Origin of the sequence: Niveibacterium sp. 24ML (genome assembly GCF_026586805.1) — a bacterium.
Lineage (GTDB): Bacteria > Pseudomonadota > Gammaproteobacteria > Burkholderiales > Rhodocyclaceae > Niveibacterium.
The window spans coordinates 73,541-98,825 of sequence record NZ_JAPFHA010000015.1; the positions used below are offsets into that span (position 1 = coordinate 73,541).

The 25,285-nt window shown below is 61.5% G+C and carries 17 protein-coding genes and 2 tRNA genes; 14 read left to right on the forward strand and 5 right to left on the reverse strand.

Annotated elements, in window-relative coordinates; genetic code table 11:
• Positions 1-153 precede the first annotated feature (153 nt).
• The 6 genes from acs to OPU71_RS13655 all read left to right on the forward strand — a co-directional run bounded on the left by acs (position 154) and on the right by OPU71_RS13655 (position 8,588).
• Positions 154-2,130 carry an acetate--CoA ligase gene (acs, locus tag OPU71_RS13630; protein ID WP_267728558.1) on the forward strand — a complete coding sequence of 659 codons (1,977 nt, stop codon included), beginning with the start codon at positions 154-156 and terminating at the stop codon, positions 2,128-2,130.
• 236 nt (positions 2,131-2,366) lie between these two features.
• A complete protein-coding gene (locus tag OPU71_RS13635) occupies positions 2,367-2,738 on the forward strand; it encodes a response regulator (protein ID WP_267728559.1) in 372 nt (123 codons plus the stop codon).
• On the forward strand, positions 2,735-4,891 hold the full coding sequence (locus OPU71_RS13640) for a 3'-5' exonuclease (protein ID WP_267728560.1): 2,157 nt from the start codon (positions 2,735-2,737) through the stop codon (positions 4,889-4,891). The genes OPU71_RS13635 and OPU71_RS13640 overlap by 4 nt, the downstream gene beginning before the upstream one ends.
• A complete protein-coding gene (locus OPU71_RS13645; RefSeq protein WP_267728561.1) occupies positions 4,872-6,353 on the forward strand; it encodes a DUF294 nucleotidyltransferase-like domain-containing protein in 1,482 nt (493 codons plus the stop codon). The genes OPU71_RS13640 and OPU71_RS13645 overlap by 20 nt, the downstream gene beginning before the upstream one ends.
• 54 nt (positions 6,354-6,407) lie before the next feature.
• On the forward strand, positions 6,408-8,477 hold the full coding sequence (locus tag OPU71_RS13650; RefSeq protein WP_267728562.1) for a sodium:solute symporter family protein: 2,070 nt from the start codon (positions 6,408-6,410) through the stop codon (positions 8,475-8,477).
• A 20-nt stretch (positions 8,478-8,497) separates the two neighbouring features.
• Positions 8,498-8,588: transfer RNA gene (locus OPU71_RS13655), tRNA-Ser, on the forward strand.
• A gap of 179 nt (positions 8,589-8,767) precedes the next feature.
• Here the strand turns inward: OPU71_RS13655 and OPU71_RS13660 are convergent.
• The 3 genes from OPU71_RS13660 to OPU71_RS13670 all read right to left on the reverse strand — a co-directional run bounded on the left by OPU71_RS13660 (position 8,768) and on the right by OPU71_RS13670 (position 13,609).
• Entirely contained in the window at positions 8,768-11,893 is a 3,126-nt protein-coding gene (locus tag OPU71_RS13660; protein ID WP_267728563.1) for an efflux RND transporter permease subunit, read from the reverse strand.
• 20 nt (positions 11,894-11,913) lie between these two features.
• Positions 11,914-13,050: an efflux RND transporter periplasmic adaptor subunit gene (locus OPU71_RS13665; RefSeq protein WP_267728564.1), complete on the reverse strand. Its 1,137-nt coding sequence runs from the start codon at positions 13,048-13,050 to the stop codon at positions 11,914-11,916.
• A gap of 483 nt (positions 13,051-13,533) precedes the next feature.
• Positions 13,534-13,609 (reverse strand) — tRNA-Thr (locus tag OPU71_RS13670).
• Positions 13,610-14,156: 547 nt separating this feature from the next.
• Between OPU71_RS13670 and OPU71_RS13675 the strand changes: the two genes are divergently transcribed.
• The 8 genes from OPU71_RS13675 to OPU71_RS13710 all read left to right on the forward strand — a co-directional run bounded on the left by OPU71_RS13675 (position 14,157) and on the right by OPU71_RS13710 (position 23,085).
• Entirely contained in the window at positions 14,157-16,988 is a 2,832-nt protein-coding gene (locus OPU71_RS13675) for a TonB-dependent receptor (RefSeq protein WP_267728565.1), read from the forward strand.
• A gap of 357 nt (positions 16,989-17,345) precedes the next feature.
• Positions 17,346-17,981, forward strand: coding sequence for an energy transducer TonB (locus tag OPU71_RS13680; RefSeq protein ID WP_267728566.1), 636 nt, complete (start codon positions 17,346-17,348; stop codon positions 17,979-17,981).
• Positions 17,982-18,038: 57 nt separating this feature from the next.
• On the forward strand, positions 18,039-18,806 hold the full coding sequence (locus tag OPU71_RS13685) for a MotA/TolQ/ExbB proton channel family protein (RefSeq protein ID WP_267728567.1): 768 nt from the start codon (positions 18,039-18,041) through the stop codon (positions 18,804-18,806).
• Positions 18,807-18,809: 3 nt separating this feature from the next.
• Positions 18,810-19,247, forward strand: coding sequence for an ExbD/TolR family protein (locus OPU71_RS13690; protein WP_267728568.1), 438 nt, complete (start codon positions 18,810-18,812; stop codon positions 19,245-19,247).
• A gap of 16 nt (positions 19,248-19,263) precedes the next feature.
• Positions 19,264-19,695, forward strand: coding sequence for an ExbD/TolR family protein (locus OPU71_RS13695; RefSeq protein ID WP_267728569.1), 432 nt, complete (start codon positions 19,264-19,266; stop codon positions 19,693-19,695).
• Between the two features lie 67 nt (positions 19,696-19,762).
• Positions 19,763-20,983 carry a hypothetical protein gene (locus OPU71_RS13700; RefSeq protein ID WP_267728570.1) on the forward strand — a complete coding sequence of 407 codons (1,221 nt, stop codon included), beginning with the start codon at positions 19,763-19,765 and terminating at the stop codon, positions 20,981-20,983.
• A gap of 119 nt (positions 20,984-21,102) precedes the next feature.
• A complete protein-coding gene (locus OPU71_RS13705) occupies positions 21,103-22,722 on the forward strand; it encodes an NAD+ synthase (RefSeq protein WP_267728571.1) in 1,620 nt (539 codons plus the stop codon).
• A gap of 24 nt (positions 22,723-22,746) precedes the next feature.
• Positions 22,747-23,085, forward strand: a complete 339-nt coding sequence (locus OPU71_RS13710) for a P-II family nitrogen regulator (RefSeq protein ID WP_267728572.1) — start codon at positions 22,747-22,749, stop codon at positions 23,083-23,085.
• Positions 23,086-23,173: 88 nt separating this feature from the next.
• Here the strand turns inward: OPU71_RS13710 and OPU71_RS13715 are convergent, their stop codons facing one another.
• Both OPU71_RS13715 and trxB read right to left on the reverse strand, forming a co-directional pair.
• The gene (locus OPU71_RS13715) at positions 23,174-24,157 is read right to left on the reverse strand and encodes a Smr/MutS family protein (protein ID WP_267728573.1); all 984 of its coding nucleotides are present in this window, start codon (positions 24,155-24,157) and stop codon (positions 23,174-23,176) included.
• A gap of 37 nt (positions 24,158-24,194) precedes the next feature.
• Complete coding sequence (trxB, locus tag OPU71_RS13720; RefSeq protein ID WP_267728574.1) at positions 24,195-25,163, reverse strand: thioredoxin-disulfide reductase; 969 nt, start codon at positions 25,161-25,163, stop codon at positions 24,195-24,197.
• Positions 25,164-25,285: the final 122 nt, after the last annotated feature.

Here is a 25,285-nt window from a genome sequence, read left to right on the forward strand (position 1 = left end):
GTGCGGGTAAGCCCCAAGTCTTATGTAAGAGCTGCGTAAGCCGCTCCCGATGTAATCGTGCCCTACAACAGCCGCGTCGGTTGTTGGCGCCACGTGCGCCGGCGACGAACAGACGGCACCCGATCCAGTCCGAATTCAAGGAGGCTAGTGGCGATGTCAAACGTCGAAACCGCAACGCATGAGCACCGGGTCTTTCCGCCGTCAGACGCGGTCGTCAAGGCCGCCGCCGTATCGGGCCTTGCGGCCTACGAGGCCCTTTGCAAAGAGGCCGAAACCGACTACGAAGGCTACTGGGCGCGACTCGCACGTGAGCATGTCACCTGGAAGCAGCCCTTCACCAAGACGCTCGGCAGTGAGAACGCCCCCTTCTTCAAGTGGTTCGAAGACGGCAAGCTCAACGTTTCGTACAACTGCCTTGATCGTAACGTCGAAGCCGGCCTGGGCGACAAAGTGGCGATCATTTTCGAGGCAGATGACGGCAAGGTCACCAAGGTCACCTACAAGCAGCTGCTCGCGCTGGTGTGCAAGTTCGCCAACGGTTTGAAGGCGGCGGGCATCCAGAAGGGCGACCGGGTTCTGATCTACCTGCCGATGTCGGTGGAAGGCGTAGCGGCCATGCAGGCCTGCGCGCGGATCGGCGCGACGCACTCGGTGGTGTTCGGCGGCTTCTCGGCCAAGAGCGTGCAAGAGCGGGTGCAGGATGCCGGCGCGGTTGCAGTGATCACCGCCGATGAGCAGTGCCGCGGCGGCAAGAACATCCCGCTCAAGCCGATCATCGATGAGGCCTTCGCGATGGGCGGCTGCGAGTCGATCAAGAACGTCATCGTTTACCAGCGCACCGGCGGCAACGTGCCGATGCTGGCGGGGCGCGACGTGTGGCTGCATGATCTGATCAAGGATCAGCCCGATACCTGCGAGCCGGAATGGGTCGATGCCGAGCATCCGCTCTTCCTGCTCTACACCTCGGGTTCCACCGGCAAACCCAAGGGCGTGCAGCACTCGTCTGGTGGTTACCTGCTGCACGCGGTGCTGACGATGAAGTGGACCTTCGACATCAAGCCGGACGACGTGTTCTGGTGTACCGCAGACATCGGCTGGGTCACCGGCCACACCTACATCACCTACGGCCCGCTGGCCTGTGGCGCGACCGAGATCGTTTTCGAAGGCGTGCCCACTTACCCGGACGCCGGCCGTTTCTGGAAGATGATCGAGGCGCACAAGGTTTCGATCTTCTACACCGCGCCGACCGCGATCCGCTCGCTGATCAAGGCCGCCGAACTCAACCCGGCTGCGCACCCGAGCAAATACGATCTGAGCAGCCTGCGTCTGCTCGGTTCGGTCGGCGAGCCGATCAACCCGGCGGCGTGGCAGTGGTACTACGACAACATCGGCGGTGGCCGCTGCCCGATCGTCGATACCTTCTGGCAGACGGAAACCGGCGGGCACATGATCACGCCGCTGCCGGGTGTGACCACGCTGGTTCCGGGTTCCTGCACGCTGCCTTTCCCTGGGATTCAGGCTGCGATCGTTGATGAGCTGGGGCACGACGTGCCCTGGGGGCAGGGCGGCATCTTGGTCGTGAAGAAGCCGTGGCCCTCGATGATCCGCACCATCTGGGGTGACCCGGAGCGCTTCAAGAAAAGCTACTACCCGCAAGACTTCCAGGGTAAGTACTACCTTGCCGGCGACGGCGCGATCCGCGACAAGGACAACGGCTACTTCACCATCACCGGCCGCATCGACGACGTGCTCAACGTCTCGGGCCACCGCATGGGCACGATGGAAATCGAATCCGCGCTGGTTGCCAACCCGCTGGTGGCCGAAGCCGCGGTGGTCGGCCGCCCGGACGAGATGACCGGCGAGGCAATCTGCGCCTTCGTCGTGCTCAAGGGCGAGCGCCCCACCGGCGATGCGGCGAAGAAGATGATCAAGGAGTTGCAGGATTGGGTTGGCAAGGAAATCGGCCCGATCGCCAAGCCCAAGGACATCCGCTTCGGCGAGAACTTGCCCAAGACGCGATCCGGCAAGATCATGCGGCGCTTGCTGCGTGCACTCGCCAAGGGCGAAGAAATCACGCAAGACGTCTCAACGCTTGAAAACCCGGCCATTCTCGAACAGCTCAAGGGCTGATTGCAGAGGCGCCTTGTAACGGTTGGCTCGCAGGGAATCGCCGGCGTCACGCGCTGGCGGCCTTCAAAACGGTAAGGACGTCGGGGGGCGTCCTTACCGTTCCTTTTCTCGGCATTGCCATGCTTGATGGCGCACAATTGCGGCCGGCGGTTACCGCAGTCAAATAACACGCGGCGTTCGCGCCCGCGGACGAACGATAGGCCCGGCTCAACGCAAGACGGGCGAGGAGGGGAGAGATGGCCAAACGTGTCCTGATCGCCGATCCGGACGATTCCATCGTCGTTTCGCTTGAATTCCTGCTGCACCGCGCGGGCTACACGGTGGTGGTGGTCGATCAGGCTTCCGATCTGCTCGACCGCGTTGTCAGCGAGGCTGCCGATGTGGTGGTCATTGCCGACGAGCAGCGCGGCGGCCTGGACGGTTTTGAGTTGTGCCGCGCGGTGTGCGCGGCCAAGCCAGCCCCTCCGGTGCTGATGTTGGCCGCACGGGCGCGTGATGCGGATGCAGCCAAGGCGCGCGCGGTCGGTGCGGCCGATTTTCTTGCCAAGCCATTCCCGACGCGGGATTTCCTTGAACGTGTTGCGCGCCTTGCGACGGAGGCCGTTTGATCGCCCGCCGGCAGCGCCAGCTCTGGTGTGCCGCCATTGCAGCCATGCCGATGCTGGCGCTTGGCTGTGCCGCGGCGGCGCTGTGGGGCGACCTTGACTCCGTTGAGCGTGCGACGCTGCTCTCACTGGCCGACGCGCGTTTGCCTTTGTTGATCCTGGTTGGGCTGGCGCTCGGTGGCGTGGCTGCGGCATTGGCCTGGCAGCTCAGCGGGCGCTACGCGCCGGCCGCGCTGCGGATGGCCGACGATGTCGAACTCGTTCTGGGCGGTCAGGCGGGGCGCGCGGTTGAGCCTCTGGGGGCGCCGGAAATGCTTGCGCTTGCCGGGCAGGTCAATCGCCTGATCGCGGCTTACCAGGGGGTGCTGCGAGATGCCGAAGCCCGCGCCGAGCAAGCACGCGCCAGCGTTGAGCGCGAACGCAACCAGCTCGCGGCGCTGGTGACTGAAATGCCGCAAGGCGTGCTGGCCTGCAACCGTGAAGGCCGCATCCTGCTCTACAACGGTCATGCCAGAGTCTTGTTCGGTGCCGGCCGCGCAGCGGGTGAGGCCAGCCTGATCGGTTTGGGGCGCCCGATCGAGGCGGTGTTCGATCGCCGTTTGCTTGCCCACACGCGCGAGCGGCTCTGGCGCAAGCTGGAGCGAACCGGGGCGCGGGTGCTGGTGAGCTTTGTTACGGCCACTGCGGCGGGGCGCCTGGTGCGGGCGCGGATCACACCGGTGCTCGATCCCGATCTCACGCGCCCGATCGCCGAGCGGCTTAATGGTTACCTGATTCTGGCCGAAGACATCACGCGAGAGGCCGAGCAGTCGGCGCGCCGCGATCGCCTGGTCGAGACGCTGACGCAGTCCCAGCGCGGGGGGCTCGCCAGCATCCGCGCCGCGGCCGAGAACCTGATCGAGTTCGACGATCTGGATGCCATTCAGCGTGGGCGATTCCTCACGGTGATCCGCGATGAATCGGTGCGGTTGTCTGAGCGTGTTACCGACACGGCGCGGGAGTTCTCCGATGTCCTGCGATCGAGTTCGGCGCTTGAAGCGATGAACGGCGCCGATCTGGTCAGTGCGGCGCAGCGGCGGATTGAAGCGCGCACCGGCATGCTGACCAAGCTTGAAGAGAGCGATGGCGAGGTCTGGGTCAGGGTCGACAGCTTTGCCCTGGTGCAGGTGCTCACCGTGCTGGCGCAGCGGGTGTATGAATCGGTTGAGCCGCGTGAGGTGCGCCTGGCGGTGGTGGCCGAAGGCGCAATGGCGCATGTCGAACTCTCTTGGGGCGGCACGGCCCTGTCGTCAGAGTCTGCCGCGGGCTGGGAGATGGAACCCATGCTGCTTGCCGGTGAAGCGAGCCCGCGTTCGATCCGCGAGGTGCTGCACCGCCATGAGGGCGAACTGGTCTACGGGCGCGAGCGGGCAAGCGCGCGTTCCTGGTTCCGCGTGCTCCTGCCGCTCGCCGAATCGGGCGACGATGCGCCGGGCGCGGCAGGGCAGGACGGCTCCCGCCCCGAGTTCTACGACTTCGATCTGTTTGCCTGGGGCGAGCGGGGGCGTGCGCTGGCTGAGCGGCCCCTGGCCGAACTGGCTTACACCGTTTTCGATACCGAAACCACAGGGCTGAACCCTTCCGGGGGGGATGAGATCATCCAGTTCGGTGCGATTCGTATCGTTAACGGGCGCTTGCTGCGCAGCGAGCGTTTCGAGCAGTTGGTGGACCCGGGGCGGGAGATCGATACGGCGTCCGAGGCGATCCACGGTATCTCGCGCGAGCGTCTGCGGGGTGAGCCCGATATCTCAAGCGTGCTGCCGCGCTTTTACGCATTCGCGCAGGGTACCGTGCTGGTTGGCCACAATGCCGCGTTCGACATGCGCTTCCTGCAGATGAAAGAGGCGGCTACCGGCCTGCGATTTGACCAGCCGGTGCTCGATACCTTGCTGCTGTCTGCCGTGCTGCACCCGAACCAGGATACCCACAAGCTCGATGCGATTGCCGAGCGCTTTGGTGTGCCGTTGCTCGATCGCCACGATGCCGCCGGCGATGCGTTGGTGACCGCGCAACTCTTTCTGCGCATGATTCCGCTACTTGCCGAAAGGGGTATCGTGACGCTGGGTCAAGCACGTGAGGCGTCCGAGAAAACCTACTATGCCCGCATCCGCTACTGACGTGACTTCAGGCTTCGAGGCGGCGCCGGCGCACACCGCGTTTTCGCTGCACACGCCGCTGCGCGAGCTGGTGCGGCGCGCGCCGGTAACGGTATCGCCCGAGGCGAGCGTGCGCGAAGCGCTTGAGTTGATGGACGCTGGGCGCATCGGTTCCGTGCTGATCGCGGCAGAGGACGGCGTGCCGCAGGGCATTCTCACCTTTGGTGACGTGCTGCGGCGAATCGTGCTGGCCGAAGAGGGCAACCTTTGGCGGCCTGTCACCGAGGTGATGACCCCCGGCGTGGTGCAACTCGGCGTGGAAGCGACCGCCTACGACGCGGTGCTGCTGATGGCCCGCCGCAATGTGCGCTACGTCACCGTGATGGATCGCAGCGGCCGCTTGGCTGGCGTGGTTTCGCGCGGCGACCTTTACAGCGCGCAGCGCATCGCATCGGAAGAGGTGGTCAATGCTGTGTTGTCGGCGCGCGACCTGCCGCAGCTTGTTCTGGCGGCCGAAACCGTGCGCGCTTTTTCGGTTCGCCTGGTGGCGCAAGGCATGGCGGCCGAGCAGACGATTCAGTGGATCTCTTCGCTGAACGACTTGATCGCTCTGCACGCGATCGATCTGGTGCGCGCACAGCACACGCTGCCGGAGGTTCCCTGGTGCTGGCTCGCGTTCGGCTCCGAGGGACGCTTCGAGCAGACGCTTGCCACCGATCAGGACAACGGCATCATCTTCGCCGCGCAAGGCGCTGCCGACACGGCGGCGCTGCGCGAAGCCTTCCTGCCCTTTGCGCTGGCGGTGAATCAGGCGCTTGCCGAGTGCGGATTCCCGCTCTGCAAGGGCGAGATCATGGCGAGCAACCCCAAGTGGTGTCTGTCGGCCGACGAGTGGCGGGCGCGCTTCCTGGGCTGGATCAGCCACGCCGAGCCGGTGGCCTTGCTCAATGCGAGCATCTTCTTCGACTTCCGTCCGCTTTACGGGGACGCCACCTTATCTGACGCACTGCGCGACTGGCTGCTCGATCACACCGTGGGCAGCGCCCTGTTCCTGCGGCTGATGGCCGCCAATGCCTTGCAGTCGCGGCCGCCGCTGGGCCTGATCCGCGACTTCGTTTTCGACAAGAAGGGCGATCATCCGCGCACGCTCGATCTGAAATTGCACGGCGTGCGGCCCTACGTCGATGCGGCGCGACTGTTCGCGCTGGCGCAGGGCCTGCGCGCTACCAACACGGCGCAGCGTTTGCGCGATGCCTCGCGTCACGCATCGTTCGGTGGAGAAGACATCGCCGCGGTGATCGATGGTTACCACTTCATCCAGCTCCTGCGTTTGAAGAATCAGCAGGGCGAAGCAGCGTTCGGCTCGCCCAACCGGATCGACCCGGCGCGCAGCATCAACTACCTTGAGCGGCAGGTGCTCAAGCACGCCTTCCGCCAGGCCAACCGCCTGCAAGACAGGTTGCGCGCTGACTACCGGCTGTGAGCGTGGCCAACCTATACTCCTGCACTTTCCGCCGCCTTCCCTGAGCGCTTGTCAATGGACTCCTACAGCCGGCGCCTCACCAAGCTCTACCTCTACTACGTCGCCGGTTTCCTGTGTTTCCTCGCGATGCTTGCCGGCGCCGAGCGCGCAGGCATGCCGCCGCGCTGGATCGGCTACTCCTTCCTGCTCGCGACGATCGTGGTGTACGCAGCGATTGGTATTGCGAGCCGCACCTCGGATGTCGTCGAGTACTACGTAGCGGGCCGCCGCGTGCCCGCGGTTTTCAACGGCATGGCCACCGCCGCAGACTGGATGAGCGCGGCCAGTTTCATCGGCATGGCCGGCACCTTGTACTTTGCGGGGTTTGACGGACTGGCGTTCGTGATGGGCTGGACGGGCGGCTATGTGCTGGTTGCCCTCTTGCTGGCGCCTTACCTGCGGCGCTTTGGCGCCTTCACGATTCCGGATTTTCTTGGCGCGCGTTACGAAGGCAACCTGCCACGCTTCATCGGGGTTGCCGCGGTGGTGCTGGCCAGCTTTGTTTATGTTGTGGCGCAGATCTACGGCGTGGGGCTGATCACCAGCCGCTTTGCTGGCATCCAGTTCGAGATTGGCGTTTTTGTCGGGCTCGCCGGCGTGCTGGTCTGTTCGTTCATGGGCGGCATGCGGGCGGTGACCTGGACGCAGGTCACGCAATACATCGTGCTGATCGTCGCCTATCTGGCGCCGGTCTTCATTCTGTCGTGGCACCTGACGGGTGTGCCTTTGCCGCAAATCATGTACGGCAAGGTGCTGCAGGATCTCACCAAGGTTGAACAGCGGCTGAGCGCGGATGCGCGCGAGATCGAGGTGCGCGCGTTGCGCGTCGAGCGTGCGGCGGAGTTCGAGGCGCGTGCGGCCGCGCTGCCGGGTTCGCTGGCACAGGTGCGCGCGTCGCACGAGGCGCGGCTCGATGAACTGCGCGCGCAGCCCAGCGCCTCGGCGCGAGAAATCGCCGCAGTGCAGCGGCAACTGCGCGAGATGCCGGCCAACACCATCGACGCGCATACGCAGTGGTCGCGTGCGCGCAGTGAAGAACTGGCCCAGGCGCGGCCCCCGATGCCGCACGCCAAGCCGCATGCCGGAGCCACCGGCAAGGAAGCAGAGGATGCCCGCAACAACTTCCTCGCGCTGGTGTTCGTGCTGATGGTTGGCACCGCCGGCATGCCGCACATCCTGACCCGCTACTACACCACGCCGGGCGTGGCGGCGGCGCGACGCTCCGTCTTCTGGTCGCTGTTCTTCATCCTGCTGCTCTACCTCACGGCGCCGGCCTATGCGGTGTTCGCCAAGTGGGAGATCTACACCCAGATCGTCGGTTCTCCGATCGCAGATCTGCCCGCGTGGGTGTCATCCTGGGGCCGGATCGGCCTGGTGAAGATCGAGGACATCAACCGCGATGGCGTGCTGCAACTCGCTGAACTGACCCTGAATCCCGATGTGATCTTGCTTGCCTTGCCAGAGATCGCAGGCTTGCCCTACATCGTCTCCGGGCTCGTTGCTGCTGGCGGGCTGGCAGCGGCGCTTTCGACGGCGGACGGCTTGCTGCTGACGATCTCAAGCACCTTGTCGCACGACGTGTATTTCCGCATGGTCAATCCACAGGCCTCGACGCCGCGCCGTTTGGTGGTCTCAAAGACATCGCTCCTGCTCGTCGCATTCCTTGCGGCATGGCTTGCATCGCAGCGGCCCGACAGCATCGTCTTCACCGTCGGGTTCGCCTTCTCGATTGCGGCTGCCGGGTTCTTCCCCGCTTTGGTCCTCGGGATCTTCTGGGCACGCGCGAACAAATGGGGCGCCGTCTGCGGCATGGCAGGCGGGCTCGCGATGACGCTCTCCTACGCCGTCATGACCCACCCGTTCTTTGGCGGATCGATGGCTCACGCCTGGTGGGGTATCCAGCCAATCGCCAGCGGCGTCTTCGGTGTCATGGCCGGCTTCGCGATTACCGTCGTGGTCAGCCTCGCAACTCCGAAACCCAGCGCAGAGGCACGCTCGGTCGTGATGTTCGTCCGAACGCCGCGTAACGCCAGCCAGGTCGCCGCCGAAGACGCGGTAAGTTTGGAAAAACGGCTGACTCCCTGATATAATTTTTGGCTCACCCCGGAGAGGTGGATGAGTGGTTTAAGTCGCACGCCTGGAAAGCGTGTTTAGGTGAATAACCTAACGCGGGTTCGAATCCCGCCCTCTCCGCCAGGAATTCCACGGAAACCCGCACAGCCAAAGGCTTTGTGGGTTTTTTGTTGTTGAGATGCATGCCGTGTTGTCGTGTGTGCGGCGGCGCATTGAACGGAGTTCCGCTCTGATCAATGGTCTCAACGCCTTGGCGGCGGGGAGTGACCAGCCGGGGCGCACCGCGTCTGGTCGCGTAGCGTTTAGGTGGGCTGGTTTGCGGTGTCGGGCTTTGCGCCGAACTTGCGTTTGAGCCAGGCGCCGAAGTCGTCGAGGTAGGTGTACACGACGGGCACCACGATCAGCGTGAGCATGGTCGATGCGATGACGCCGCCGATCACGGCGTGGGCCATTGGCGCACGCTGTTCCGCGCCTTCGCCCAGTGCGAGGGCCACTGGCAGCATGCCGAAGACCATCGCGAAGGTGGTCATGAGGATCGGGCGCAGGCGTGTGCGGCCGGCATCAATGATTGCTTGTCTTCGGGGAATGCCGCGCTTCTGCGCTTGTTCAACGAAGTCCACCAGCAGGATCGCATTCTTCGTGACCAGGCCCATCAGCATGATGATGCCGATGATCGAGAAAATGCTCAGCGTGCTTTGCCCGATCATGAGGCCGAGGAAGACGCCAATCAGCGATAGCGGCAATGAGGTCATGATCGCCAGCGGATGCAGGAAACTGCCGAATTGCGAGGCGAGGATCATGTAGATGAAGATCACCGCAAGCGCCAGGGCGGCGACAGCGTAGCCGAAGGATTCTTGCATCTCCTTGTTCTCGCCGTCTTCGACGATGCGGTAGCCCTCAGGGAGCCTGAAGTCCTTGAGTACTTTTTCGACGTCTTTGCCGACTTCGCCGGCGGAGCGGCCGGAGACGCCCGAGAAGACCCAGATATCGCGCATGAGGCTCTTGCGATTGATGCGCGTAGGGGCGGTTGAGGGCACCACCTTTGCAACCTGCGAGAGCGCGATCATGTAGGGCAAGCCAGTGGCTGGATCGTTGCGGTTGCTGGCGACCCAGAGGAGGTCCAGATCGCTGCCGGTGCGCCGCAATTCAGCAGGCAAACGAACCTTCACATCGTAGGCTTCCCCGTCGGGTGCCTGCCAGGTTGTGGCTGCCTGGCCCTCGATGAACGGGCGCAGCGTGCTGCCAATGCGCTCGACCGAAATCCCCAGATCGGACGCAACTGCGCGGTCGACCACGATTTCAAGCATCGGGCGGGTGTCTTCGGCGGTTGTTTGCACGTCCACAGTATTGGGGATCGCGCGGATGCGTGCCGCCAGGTCTTGCGAGAGTTTGGTCAGGACCGCGAGGTCTTCACCCTGCAGGCTCAGTGCGATGGGGTTGTCGCCGCCGCCGCCTTCGCCCACGCGGAGCGACTTGAGTTCTACGCCGCCGATTTGCTTGAGCCGCGCGCGCAGCCGCTCCAGCACTTGCTCCTGGGTTTCCGTGCGTTCGCGCTTCGGTACCAGCTTGATGTTGAGCCCGATCTGCTCAGGCCCTTGTGCTTGCCAACCTGAGTTGACGGTGAGGTAGCTGCGTTTGACTTCGGGGAACTCACGCAGAGCGGCATCAATCTGCTTGGCTTTCTCAAGCGAGTAGCTCAGGCTCGATCCGGTGGGCGTCATCATGCGCCCACCCAACTGGCCGAAATCGCCCTTCGGGACGAACTCGGACCCGATGAACTTGAGCAAGGGGAAACTGCCGAGGAAGGCTACCGCAGCGAGCACGATGACCCAGATGCGGTGGCCGAGTGACCATTCGATCAGCCGGCCATATCGGTTGGCGAGGAGGTCTTGAAAGCGCTCGAAGGCGTCCAGCCAACGGCCGAGCAAGCCCTTGCGATTGCCGCCATGTGCGTGAGGATCCGGCCAGACAGACGAGAGCATCGGGTCGAGCGTGAAGCTGACAAACATTGACAGCATGACCGCCGCCGCCACGGTCAGGCCGAACTGGTAGAAGTATCGCCCGATGATGCCGCCCATGAAGCCGACAGGCAGAAACACGGCAACAATGGTGAGCGTGGTGGCGAGTACCGCGAGCCCGATCTCCTTGGTGCCGTCCAGTGCCGCATCGTGTGGGTTCTTCCCCTTCAGGGCGTGCCGAACGATGTTCTCGCGCACGACAATGGCGTCGTCGATCAGCAGGCCGATGCACAGGGACAGCGCCAGCAGCGTCATCATGTTGAGCGAGAAGCCCAGGGCCTGGATCACGAAAACAGATCCAAGCAACGCAAGCGGCAATGTCAGGCCCGTGATCACCGTGCTGCGCCAGGAGCCCAAAAAGACGAAGACGATCAGGATCGTCAGCAGCGCGCCTTCGAGCAGCGTCTTCTTCACGTCGGCGAGCGAGTTGCGGATATCGTCGGAACCGTCGAACACCGCGTCCAGCAGCATGCCGTCGGGCAGGGTCGTGTTCAGTTCCTTGATCGTCGCGCGCACTCCGTCGGCCACCTCGACCGTGTTCGCTTTCGATACCTTGAATACTTCGATCGATAGCGCTGGTTTGCCGTTGATGAGTGCGTGAGAGCTCGGCTCGGCCTCGCCGTCAATCACGGTGGCGACATCGCGCAGCCGCACGACCGCATCGCCGCGCTGCACGATGACGATGTCCTCGAACGCCTTGGGTTCCTTCAGACGCCCTTGCACTTGCACCTGCATTTCCTGGCGCTGGTTCTTCAGTGCGCCGGCCGGCAGCATCTGGTTCTCGCGCCGTAGCGATTCGGTGATCTGTTCCACGCCCACGTTCAGCGCGCGCATGCGGAAGGGGTCGAGCTTGATCTGGATCTCGCGCTTGATGCCACCCACGAGCTGTGCGCGGCCGACGCCCTTCACCGTCTGGATCCGTTTGAGGATGATCTTCTCGGCGCGCTCCGTGAGCTCGCGCGAGGTATGGCGATCAGAGGTGAGGCTGATCGACATGATCGGTTGATCGTTCTCGCCGAAACTCGAAATCGTTGATGGTTTGACCTCCTCACGGATCGTCGGGCGAACCTGCGCCAGTTTGTCGCGCGCGTCGGCAATGGCTTTGTTCGCATCGACCGAGAGTTCGAACTCGACGAAAACCAGCGAGAAGTCCTGGTATGAACGCGAGGTCACCCGCTTGACGCCGGCGAGGGTATTCATCGCCTCTTCAATCTTTCGCGAGACTTCCGCTTCCACCACCTCTGGCGTTGCGCCGGGGTAGGGCGTTTCAATCGCTACGGCAGGGAAGGTGACGTCGGGCATCGCCTCAACCGTCAGGCGCTGGTAGGCAAACAGCCCCAGCACCGCAAGGCAGAGCATCAGCATCGTCGCGAAGACGGGGTTCTGCACCGAGATTCGGGTCAGCCACATGGTCGGGGATCCTTATGCACTCAGGCTGCGGGCTTGACGCGGACTGCCAGGTTTTCGGTCGCGCCCTTAAGGCCGACCGCGACCACGCGTTCGCCCCCCAGAAGGCCCTTGGTGACGCGGACCTGCTCGGCGCTCAGGCGCTCATATTCAACGGCTTGCCACTTCAGTTTGCCGTCGGCGAGAACCCATACGCCGCGCCCCTTCGGCGATGTCTGTATCGTAGTGATTGGCAGGAGGATCTGCGCCTCGGCGGCGCCGGTAGCGATTTCGCCGCTCACATACAGACCGGCGCGCAGCCGTTCATCCGGGTTATCCACCGATACATAAGCCAGCACATTGCGGGTGCCGGCCTGAGTGATCGGGTTGATCCGCGTCAGAGTGCCGGCAAAGGTTTCATCGCCAAAGCCTTCCGCTTTCAGTCGTACCTGCTGGCCGGGCGCGAGTTTGGCGATGTATTGGCTGGGGATCGAGGCTTCGGCCTCGAGCTTGCGCAGATCGACGATCGAAAACAGCTTGCGGTTGGGCTCCACCCACTGGCCGGGTTCCACTTGCCGGTACGAAACGGTGCCCGAGAAGGGGGCGATCACGCGGGCGTCCTTCACCGCGCGCTGCACGATTGCAAGCTGTGCACGCTGGGCGTCCAGTGCTGCCTGGCGCTCGGCGAATCCGCCCATCGTGTTGTCGAAAGCGTTCTTCGAAATGTAGTTTTGTTCGAGCAAGGCGCGGCTTGACGTTCGATTGCGCTCCGCCACCCGCATCTGCTCTTCGGCACTAGCCAAGGCGGCAGCACGCTCTGCCAGCCGCGCACGCAGATCCGATTCGTCAAACCGCGCGAGCACCTGGCCCGCAGTGACCTTGTCACCCGGTCGTGCACTGACTTCAGCGACGCGACCTTCGAACGGCGCAATCAAATGGATCTGCGTCAAGGGGGTGAGGGTACCCGCCAGCAACACCGTGGGCTGATGCGAGACCCGCTTTGCCTCCAGCGTGTCGCCACTGCCGAGCTCCATCAGCGTGACGGCGGTATCTGCCTTCGGGCCGACTTCCTTTTTTGACGACAGCGCATAGACGGCACCGCCGGTTGCGAGCAGCAGCATCGTTCCGCCAATCACCCAATTTCGACGCGCTTGTGGCGTGCCCGTGATCACTTTGAGCATGGTTGGCCGACTCCGGGGCGCGCTATGGCGTAAAAGGCAGAACAACGGGTTGGGGGGAACTGATTCTAGGTGGCCGACCCGGACAGTGTTTGTCGGATTTGTGTCATGTACCAGTACGACGACACAAACTGCCTTTCTGAAGTTGATCGAGGGTTCGGGAGTTTGCAGGGGGGCGAAACGAACGAGGGGCCAGACGTATCGGGCCCCTCTGGGTTTTTGGTGCCCGTCTTGCCGTGTTGTCTGGCTTCGCCTGCTTGTGTCCAAGTCACGCAGGCGTGCAATCTGTCGCCGCATTCACACTCCGGATAGGTTTCTCGGGGCGGCGGGCAGAATTACCCGTTTCGGCCCCTTTACCGGTTCTTCTACCCGGATTGGGTGTGGATGGCTACGGACGGGGCGGTACGGTGCGGAACAACAAAAAACCCGCCAGCCCTCTATTCAAGTGGCTGACGGGTTCGCGTGGTACGACTTGGAACGCTGAATTGGTGCTGCTGACCGGAATCGAACTGGTGACCTACTGATTACGAATCAGTTGCTCTACCGACTGAGCTACAGCAGCGAAGCCGCGCATTCTAGTCCAAGGCAGGTTTTGCGCGCAAGTTTTGCTGATTCATAAATTACGAATCAGCGACATGTTCTGGCGTCTACGCGTCACGGATCCGACGCTACAAGCACCGAATTTCTCAAAACTAACAGTTCAGCCGTTTCGGCCCTGTGGGTCAGCTTGGTGATGCGCCGCACCAGAAATGTGCAGAAACACCTTGCAATCCTTCACTAACACAAGCTTTTCAGCCTGAACTGCATGGCACAAGTCTTGCGATGCACCAAAAGTCAGCGATCCTGGCGGGCATTGTTTTTCCCCTCTTGGTACTGCAGTGTGTGGCTTTGCGGGTCTTGCAACGTGAGAGGTCGGTCGATTGACACTCAGAATCGCACCCCGTGACAATGCGACGCCCTCTAAGGAGGGTGGCATACAAAAGTTACAAATAGTGCCTTGTGAGGGACAGACAACTTGTTCAGGTGCTGCGGGATAAGCCCGCACATCGTTGAGTTTTCTTGCCGGAGATCCCGGTGAGGGTTTGATACAAATACTAGGAGAGGCACTTATGGCACTTGCACTGAGACCCGCATACCGGGCTCTGCTCCAAGCCTTCGGAACTACGGTCGCGTTCGGCATGCTGCTGCAACCTGCGGTGGCGCAAGAGCAAACCGATAAGGTTCAGAAAATCCAGGTCACTGGTTCATCGATTAAGCGCATCGCGAAGGAAGGGGCCTTGCCCGTCCAGACTTTGACGCAGGATGCGATTGCCAAGACCGGTGCGACGACCGCATCTGAGTTGCTGCAGCAACTCCCGGTCATGCAGGGTTTCACGACCTCGGCGGATTCAGTTGGCGGTGGCGGCGGCGGTGTTCAGACGGCCTCGATTCATGACATCGGCGAGCAGTACACGCTTGTGCTCTTGAACGGTCGCCGCGTTGCGCCGAGCGGGTCTGGTAGCGTCATCGACCTGAACTCGATCCCGATGGCTGCGATCGAGCGCGTCGAAGTGCTGACAGACGGTGCCTCTGCAATCTACGGTTCCGACGCGATTGCCGGTGTTGTTAACTTCATCATGAAGAAGGAGTATCAAGGCTTCGCGTTGAATGGTCAGTACCGCGCCCCGGAGCAGGCTGGCGGCGATAGCTGGAGTGCTGGTTTTACGGCAGGCTTTGGCAATCTCGATGAAGATCGCTACAGCGTGCTGATGTCATATCAGCACGACTCGCAGCAGCAGCTTGCTGCCAAAGACCGCAAATTCGCCAAGACGGGGATGATCGGATTTCATGGAAGCGGTCAGGTAAACGGCGCACCTTATACCGGCCCGCTTTACTTCTTCAATGGATCGGGCAACGCCATACCTGGTGGCGCGAGCGTTACCTGGGTTCCGAATCCAGCTGACATCGATCCGGTGACCGGTAAGCCGAAGACAAGGTCGCGTACGTTCAATCCGTATCTGCTCGCAAACGGGGAGTGTGCGGACAATAACTCGCAGATCGGCAATAACTGTTTCTTTGACTATACGTCGACAATCGAGATTCAGCCGGCCACTGAACGTGATAGCGTTTTTGCAACGGGTCGCTTCAAGATCACAGAAAACCTGACTGCGTTTGCTGATCTGGCATACACGAATTTCCAAATGACGTCGCGGATTGCGCCGTATCCGACCGGCTTCTTCCCGCTGGATCCGAATTCAGCATTGGTGGCGACCTACGTCAAGCCCTACCTTACGCCAGCGCAGTTGGCTGGGCTGACCTCGGTTTCGGCCCGCTGGAGGGCCCTGCCGGCCGGAAATCGTGTCACTGAGTACGACACTACCGCGAATCAAATGACTGTTGGTCTTGAGGGTAGTGCGTGGGGTTGGGATGGTGCTGCGTCCTACACATACTCCACCAACGAAACCCAGCAGGACTACCCGGATGGTTGGTTGCTGGCGGACTTTGCGACTAAGGCTTACAGCGGTGGTCTGAATGTGTTTGGGCTGCCGTCAGATTTGACCGATTCCGACAAGGCTGTTCTGGCTTCTGCGACATACCATGGTCCCTGGGATAATCAGAAGACCACGATGAATGCGTTTGAAACGCGCGCTTCTCGGCCAATCTTCTCGATGGGTGGTGGCGATGCGCTTCTGGGTCTTGGTTTTGACTATCGGACCTATGATTACAAGCGCACCGTGGCAGACGCCAACGCGAATGAGGAATTGCTCTTCCTGAGCAAGGACGATCCGTACTCACTTGACCGCAGTTCGTATGGCTTGTTCGGCGAAATGCTGATGCCGATCACCAAGGGCTTGGAAGTCAGCGGTGCCTTGCGCTATGACACGATTGGTGCAACGACGAGTAATGGTGCTTCGCTGGGTAAGGATGAGAGCGCGATGACGTACAAGCTCTCTGGCCGTTATACCCCGATCAGCAGCCTGCTGATCCGTGGTTCTTATGGCACCGGCTTTAAGGCACCTTCGATGCTCGACATCGGGCGTCCTCGCGCTGAATTTGGTGTGACGAGCAACAACTACTCGTGCCCGTTTGGTCCGCTCGACCCCAAGCGTGCGTGGTGTATTGGTGATCCTGAGACTGACAAGAGCCAGTACAACGTCTACCTCGAAGGAAATTCGGAGTTGAAGCCCGAGACTTCGACCCAATGGACAATCGGCTTTGTGTTTGAGCCTGTGCGCGGCATGAATGTCAGCTTGGATATGTGGGAAGTTAAAATCAAAGACGCTGTCACTTCGCTGAGCGAAGCGCAGATCTTTGGTGACGCGTCCAAGTATTACGATCTTTTCATTCCCAAGCGCAACAACGCAACCGGGCTGGATGAGCTTGCCATCCTGCAAAAGAGCATCAACGTTGGCCAAACCGTCAATCGCGGTCTTGACTACACCTTTGGTTATTCGCTGCCCTTGTCCTTTGGCCGTTTCAATACCCAGTTGAACGGTACGTACTTGCTGGAGAGCAAATACACGAGGCCGGGCACCTCTGATGACTGGACAACCAGTCTCGGTGTGTTTGGCGAAAACGACAGCGTGTCTTTCCAGAACGTGTTTACGTGGGCGTTTGGTCTGACTACGGGTGACTTCACTAACACGATTACCTACAAGTACCGTTCAGGCTACGACGATCAACTGCAAAGTGCAGACGATTGTGCAGTCTCGGTTGTTGATGCTTTGGGTGATTGTGCTGAGGTGCAGTTGTCGATCCCGTCGTACAGCACGACTGATTGGCAGTTGGCCTATGCCTATAGCAAGAAGGCTACCGTGCGGTTTGGTATCACCAACTTGTTTGACGATGCACCTCCCCTGTCTCTTCGGACGAGCGGCGCAGGTCACCAAGTGGGCTATGATCCTCGCTACACCGACTCGTATGGCCGCACCTACTACCTGAGTGGCGAGTTGAAGTTCTAAGCTGCACAGCTGTTGATAGCTAGAATGGTGAGGGGGCCGTGAGGCCCCCTCGCTTATCCTAACGGCCCTTTGGTTACATTTCGACTGGCGTGTTTTTGATAGCGTCCGTCGCCTCAACGTAAGCTCGATTGGCCGCCGCAACAGAAACTTAGCCTCGAGTGAGTACGATTACGCCATTCGACGTTCGGGTGCCCAACTGATGCTTTAGCCGACCGGCCATTGCGGCTCTCCTTCCCTCCTTGGTGATACGTTACCGTGGGTGTTTGAGGGGAGGTCGCCCCGATGATCGCCGCCCAATTGTTGGTTTCTCGTAGATCCAAAGGTGGGCCCTAGCCCGTTTTTTCTTGAGGTACGCTGATGAGTTATACCCAACCCGCTGCAGCTGGCCGCAGATCGGTGGGTCTTGTCGTAGTGGTTTTGTTCCATGCGTTGCTTTTCTATGCACTGGTCTCTGGCCTTGCCCGCAAGGTTGTAGAGGTCGTGAAGGCGCCGCTTGAGACCAAGATCATCGAGGAGATCAAGCCGCCTGAGGACAAGCCGCCGCCGCCTCCACCGCCGAAGCTTGCGCCGCCTCCACCGGCTTTTGTGCCGCCGCCAGAGGTTCGCGTCTCCACGGCTACCGCACCTGCAGAAGCGACAATCACGACCGTGACGCAGAACAAGCCTGCCGAAGTGGCGCCGATTGCAAAGCCTGCTCCGGTTGTCGCGCCGCAGAGTACAAACGCTGTGATCGATGCTTCGAAGAACTGTTCGTTGCCTGAGTATCCCCGCGCTTCATTGAGCGCCGAGGAGCAGGGTACGACCGGTCTGCTCTTCCTCATCGATGTAGACGGACGCCCGTTGGAGGGCAAGATCGAAAAGTCCAGTGGTTATCGCCGCCTGGATGAAGCAGCGCGCAAGGCATTGATGCTTTGTCGTTTCAAGCCGGCAACGGCAAACGGGCAGCCTGCGCAATCGTGGGGTCGCCTCGAGTACGAATGGAAACTTGATTGATGACGCTGCCCCGCGCGTCGTTGAAGCATTGACAATCATTAGGACTGGAATCAAAAAATGACTTTTCTGAACAAAATCCACCGTGCTGCCGTTGCACTTGCTGGCGGACTTATGTCGATGGCCTTCCTGGCTACCGATGCGCTCGCGCAAGGCGAGAAGGTTTCGGTCGAAAACCCCTACGGCCTCTCGGCGCTGTGGGCGCAGGGCGACCTGGTGGCGAAGAGCACCCTCGTGATCCTGGTGATCATGTCGATGGGCACTTGGTACATTGCTGTTGTCAAACTGATCGAGCAAGGCAAGCTGTTCAAGCAGGCCAAGGAAGCGCAAGAGAAGTTCTGGAACGCTCCGTCGGTTGAGGCGGGCATCAAGCTGCTCAATGAGGACAGTGCCTTCCGTTACATCGCAGAAGAGGGCCACAAGGCCGCCCATCACCACGGCAATACGATGACCGCTTCGGTTGATCTGAACTCCTGGATCGGCATGTCGTTGCAACGCGCAACCGACACGATTCACGGCCGTCTGCAGGGTGGCTTGGCGTTCCTGGCGACAGTTGGTTCCACCGCTCCGTTCGTTGGCCTCTTCGGCACGGTGTGGGGCATCCTGCATGCACTGACCGCAATCGGTATCGCTGGCCAGGCGTCGATCGACAAGGTTGCCGGCCCTGTGGGTGAGGCGCTGATCATGACGGCTATCGGCCTTGCTGTTGCTGTTCCGGCGGTGCTTGGCTACAACTGGCTGGTGCGTCGCAACAAGGCTGCTGTCGATCACGTGCGCCATTTCAGCGGCGAGCTGCACATGGTGCTGCTCGGCGGCAAGAAGGGCTAAGAAATGGGAATGTCCGTCCCCTCGTCGGGCGGCGACGAAGATGAAGTGGTGTCGGCAATCAATACGACACCACTCGTCGATGTGATGCTGGTGTTGCTGATCATCTTCCTGATCACGATTCCGGTTGTCACCCAGTCGATCCAGCTCGATCTGCCGAAAGAAAAGAACCTTCCCACTCAAACGAAGCCGGAGAACATTGTCATCTCCGTCAACAAGGATGGCGATACGTTCTGGAACATGCAGCTGGTGCCTGATAACAATGCGCTGGTCGAGAAGTTGAAGACCGTTTCGGTACTCGACCCTCAGCCGGAAGTTCACATCCGCGGTGATGGCGGCGCTCGTTATGAGTTCGTTGGCAAGGTTGTGGTTGCATGTCAGCGCGCTGGCATCGTCAAGGTCGGTTTCATTACCGAGCCGCCGGCCGGCGCCGTCGCGCGCTGATTGAAAGGATCGCGACATGGGAATGAATGTAGGAACAGGTGGCGGATCCGGTGATCCTGAGGTGATCGTAGACGTCAACACCACGCCGCTGATCGACGTGATGTTGGTGCTTCTGATCATGCTGATCATCACGATCCCGATCCAGACGCACGCAACGAAGCTCAACATGCCGGTGAATGCACCACCGCCGGTGAATGCGGAGCCGCCGGTGATCTACCGCATCGATGTCGATTTCGACGGTACCATTCTGTTGAACGGTGAGGTCGTGCCGGATCGCGATGCTCTTGAGCAGAAGTTTGATGTCATCGCCAAGATGCCGGTTCAGCCTGAGGTTCATCTGCGCCCGCACAAGCTTGTGAAATATGACAAGGTTGCGATGGTGATGGCGGAAGCTCAGCGTTTGGGCGTTAAGAAAATCGGCCTGGTTGGCGCCGAGCAGTTCATGTAATTGGCTGGTGGCGCGGCGGGAGTAATCCCGCCGCGCTTTTCTATTTTGGTTTTCGGTAGGGATGCGAATGTTCAATCGATTTCTGACGACCGCGGTTGTCGTAGCGCTGGCCTGTACCGGCTTGGCCCCTGCCGCTCACGCGGAAGAGGGCGGCAAGTCCAACGCCGTGCGCGCGGAAGTGGGCAAACCGATTCAGGCGGCGCTTGATCTGATCAAATCGAAGAAGGGCAAGGAGGCGCTCGCAAAGGTGCGCGATGCCGAAGCCGTGAAGGATAAGACTCCGTATGAGGCCTATCTGACCGAACGCGTCAAGGGGCAGGTTTATGCGGCGTCGGGCGATTCGCAGGCCGCTGCGCGCTCGTTCGAAGCGGCGGCGGGGATGGCCGGTGCGCCGGCGACTGAGCGCGGCACCATGATGACCGCTGCTGCAGGGCAGTACTACGGTGCGCGTGATTATTCCAAAGCTTCTGCGCTTGCCAGCCGCGCCATCAAGGATGGCAACACCGACCCGGCCATGCGCACGATCTACGTGCAGTCGCTGTATCTCTCGGCGGATTACGCCGGCACAGTGAAGGCCCTGGCGCCTGAGGTGCAGGGTAAGGGCAGGCCGAGCGAAGAGTCGCTGCAAATGCTGGCGCAGGCCTACCTGAAGCTGAACGACCAGGCTGGCTACGCGAAGACCGTTGAAAAGCTCCTTACGAGCTACCCAAAGAAGGAGTACTGGCAGTCGGTGATTTATGACGCCAAGCAACGGGGTGGCTTGGGCGACAGGCTCGCACTTGATCTGTCACGTCTGCAGCGCGCAACCGGCACGATCAAGAGCGCGGCTGAGTATGAAGACGCGATTGCGCTGGCTTTGCAGCAGGGTTACCCGATCGAGGCAAAAACGGTGATCGATGAAGGCACTGCAGCCAAGGTGCTGGGGCAGGGCGCTGAAGCGGATCGTCACCGTCGCCTGGCAGACATGACCGCCAAGCAACTGGCTGAAGACAAGAAGACCCTCGGTTCCCAAGATGCCCAGGCCGTGGCAGCCAAAGATGGTTCAGCCCAAGTCAGCATCGGCTTCAACTACGTCCTTCATGGCCAGGCAGACAAGGGCCTTGCGATGATGGAGGCGGGGATTGCAAAGGGCGGTCTCAAGCGTCCCGACGACGAAAAGCTTCGGCTTGGCTACGCCTACTACCTGGCCGGCAAAAAAGCCAAGGCGACGCAGGCGATGAAGAGCGTTTCGGGCAAAGACGGTGCGGCAACCTTGGCGGGTTTGTGGGTGATCTACCTCGCCCAGTGACAAGGATGCGGTTACTCCTCGGTCGCCGAAGGTGGTGACACAAACGGGAACACGGGCGCGCCGGTGTTCCCGTTTTCGTTTGATCGGTGCGCACATCTGCTCGCGGTATAGTTCGGGCTATGGCAAAGAACACCCTGAAAATCGCAGTCGCGCAACTTAACTGCGTTGTTGGCGACATTGACGGAAACCTCGATCTGATCCGGCAGGCGGTGCGCCGCGCCCGCGAAGTGGGCGCGCACATGCTGGTCACACCCGAACTGAGCCTTTGCGGCTATCCGCCCGAAGACCTTTTGCTCCGGCCAGACTTTTACCGTAGCTGCGATCGCGCGATCGCGACGCTGGCCAGTGAAAGCGACTCGCTCGCCATCATTGTTGGTCATCCCCTGCAGGAAGGGGAACGCCACTTCAATGCTGCTTCGGTTCTGCGTGGCGGCAATGTGGTGGCGACCTACCGGAAGCTGCGCTTGCCCAATTACGAGGTTTTCGATGAGCAGCGCTACTTCGACGCCGGCTCGAACGCGTGTGTCTTTGAGCATGAAGGCGTACGCGTCGGTCTGAATATCTGTGCCGACGTCTGGGAGGCCGGGGCCGCCGAGGCGTCGCGCGCGGCAGGCGCTGAACTCCTCGTGGCGATCAATGCCTCGCCCTATCACATGGACAAGCTGCAGGTGCGCCACGAGGTCTTGCGGGACCGCGTTGGTGACACCGGTATCCCGGTGGTTTACTGCAATCTTGTTGGTGGGCAGGACGAACTGGTCTTTGATGGTGCGTCCTTCGCGCTGAGTCGCGCAGGCCGCCTCTGCTACCAAGGCCCATCATTTGCCCAGTCGCTCGACTGCGTGAGCTATGTCGACGGCGATCTGCAGGAGGGGCGGATGACCCCTCCGCGCGAGATCGAAGCGGATGTTTGGGATGCCTTGGTCACGGGCGTGCGCGACTACATCGGCAAGAACCGTTTTCCCGGCGTATTGCTCGGCTTGTCGGGCGGCATCGACTCGGCCTTGACGCTTTGTGTTGCCGTCGATGCCCTGGGGGCGGATCGCGTCAGAGCGGTGATGATGCCTTCGCCCTACACCGCGCAGATGAGTCTGGATGACTCACGCCTTCTAGTGAAGCGTCTGGGCGTCCGCTATGACGAACTTGCGATTGCCCCGGCGATGGGGACCTTCGAAGCCATGCTGGCGCCTATGTTCGCTGGAACCGCCGCCGACACCACGGAAGAGAACCTGCAGGCACGAATCCGCGGCATGCTTTTGATGGCCTTGTCGAACAAGACGGGTTCGCTGGTTCTGACGACCGGCAACAAGTCGGAAATGGCCGTCGGTTACGCTACGCTGTATGGCGACATGGCCGGCGGTTTTGCGGTGATCAAAGACATCTTCAAGACCTTTGTCTACCGGTTGGCCGCGTGGCGCAATCGCAATGGCGAGGTGATCCCCGAGAACATCATCACGCGCGCGCCGTCTGCTGAACTCAAGCCCGACCAGACCGATCAGGACACTCTGCCGGCCTACGAGGTGCTTGATGCGATCATCGAGGCCTACATGGAGCGCGACGAGAGCCCCCGTGAGATCATCGCGGCGGGTTATGGGGAAGCCGATGTGCGGCGCGTCGTGAGCATGCTCAAGCGGAACGAGTACAAGCGCCGCCAGTCGCCGGTGGGCATTCGCGTGACGAGCCGCGGCTTTGGCAAAGATTGGCGCTATCCGATCACGGCACGTTATCAAGACGAATTTTGAGCAGAACTCAGGAGGAGAGAGCAGATGAAAAAAATCGAAGCGATCATCAAGCCTTTCAAGCTCGACGAGGTGCGTGAAGCCCTGTCAGAGGTTGGAATTACCGGATTGACCGTTACCGAAGTGAAGGGTTTTGGCCGCCAGAAGGGCCACACCGAGCTCTACCGTGGTGCTGAATACGTTGTCGACTTCCTGCCGAAGATCAAGGTCGAGGTGGTGGTGGCCGATGGCGTGGTGGATCAGGCAATCGAAGGCATCATCAAGGCCGCGCGGACTGGCAAGATCGGCGATGGCAAGATCTTCGTGACGACGGTCGAACAGATCGTCCGGATCCGCACCGGCGAGACTGACGAAGCTGCAATCTGAGCCGCATTTGACGAGTCTCGATCATGCAGAAGCGCCACCCTCGGGTGGCGTTTTTGTTTGTCTGCGGCAGCCCACCTCTCGGCGGGGCTCAGGCTGTCGGGCGGGGCGCGCGCAGCAAGACCAGGAGCGCGCCTTCACCTCCGTCGTGCGGTTTCGCCTGACAGAACGCGAGGATCTCCTCGCGCTGCGCGAGCCAGTTGCGCGAAAGCTGCTTCAGGACACCGATGCGCCCCGGGGAGCCGAGTCCCTTGCCATGGATGATGCGCACGCAGCGTTCGCCGCGCGTGAGGCGGACGGCAAGAAAGCGTGACAGCGCCGAGCGGGCTTCTTCTCGATCCAGGCCGTGCAGATCCAGCTCGGCTTGCACTACCCAACGGCCGCGGCGCAGGTCGGTCAGCACCCGGCGAGGAATGCCGGGGCGCTGGAATGCGGCCTCGTCGCCGATATCGAGTCGGTCTTCAAAACTCAGCGGGGCGACGATGCTGTCGGCAAGCACCTGTTGCTCGTCCGCCTCGCGCTGGCGCGGCTGCGGTGGCGGCGCCGGCGGCGTCAGGTGAAGCCGGCCGGCATCCTTGATTGGCGCGGCCGGGCCCACGGCGTGTCTGAACAGTGCAGCGGGGTCGTGCGGATGCGCGGCTTGATCCAGCCAGGCCGATAGCGTTGTGCCCGCCGCTTCTGCCTGAAGCGCGCCGATGCTCGGCCGCCTTACGCCCAGCTTTTCCGGGTCGATTTGCCCGTTTGGCTGCAGGGCAATGACATCACGCACCGCGTCGTGAAAGCTGTTGTATCCGTCAGTCTGGGGGCCGGTCTTGGATTTTGGCGGCTCGTCCGCTTCGGGGGGCTTGGGGCGGGGCGTTGGAGCCGGTTTTGGGGCGTCGATCTCGGCCCGATTGGGCGCTGCAATGGGTGCCACACCCCGCATGGCTTCAGAGAGACTCAGCTCGGGCGTCGCCGTCGAGGTCGGCTGCGGTTTGCGAGCGACAGAGCGCTGCGCAGTCGGCACCTGACCGCGCAGCGCCTTGAGCGCGTCAAAGTGCTTCGCGGCCGGCGGAGCGGCTTTCTTGTTTGGCATTGCATGGCGCCCCGGCGCGTGGCCGGGGCCTCGGGGCTCAGGCGGTCTTGCCGTGGCTGTCGAGGAAGCGCTCGGCGTCCAACGCAGCCATGCAACCGGTACCGGCGCTGGTGACCGCCTGGCGGTAGACGTGGTCCTGAACATCGCCGGCAGCAAAAACGCCCTTCACCGAGGTCTGGGTCGCGTTACCGTTGCGACCGCCTTCGGTGATCAGGTAGCCCGTCTCGTCCATTTCCAGCTGGCCCTTGAAAATGTCGGTGTTCGGCTTGTGACCGATCGCAATGAAGACCCCTTTGAGGCTGATGTCCTTGCTGGCGCCGGTCTTCACGTTCTTGATCCGCATGCCGGTCACGCCGGTCTTGTCGCCGAGCACCTCGTCGAGCGTTGCGTCGGTCTCAAGCACGATCTTGCCGGCAGCAACCTTCTCGTAAAGCTTGTCGATCATGATCGCTTCGGCGCGGAACTTGTCGCGACGGTGCACCAGGGTCACCTTGCTGGCGATGTTGGCCAGATAGAGTGCCTCTTCAACCGCTGTGTTGCCGCCGCCCACAACGGCCACTTCCTGGTTGCGGTAGAAGAAGCCGTCACAGGTGGCGCACGCCGAGACGCCACGGCCGGCGAAGGCTTCTTCTGACGGGAGGCCGAGGTACTTTGCGGTCGCGCCGGTTGCAATGATGAGGGCATCGCAGGTGTAGGTGCCCGAGTCGCCAATCAAGGTGAAGGGCCTTGCATCGAGTTTGGCGGTGTGGATGTGGTCGAAGATCATTTCGGTGTTGAACCGTGCGGCATGCTTTTCAAAGCGCGCCATCAGATCGGGTCCCATCACGCCGTCGGCATCGGCTGGCCAGTTGTCCACATCGGTCGTGGTCATCAGCTGCCCGCCTTGTGCCATGCCGGTGATCAGCACCGGTTTGAGATTTGCGCGCGCGGCATACACTGCGGCGGTGTAGCCGGCGGGGCCTGAGCCCAGGATGATCAGGCTGGTGTGGCGAGTAGTCGTGCTCATTGCGGTGTCTCCCTGTCCGATAGCGAAAAATTATAGCCGAGCGGGCAAGCCTCCACGGCATCGTCCGATTGGCATATTCCTTGTGCGATAATCCGCGCGCTGCATCAGTCTGCCGGAAGGCG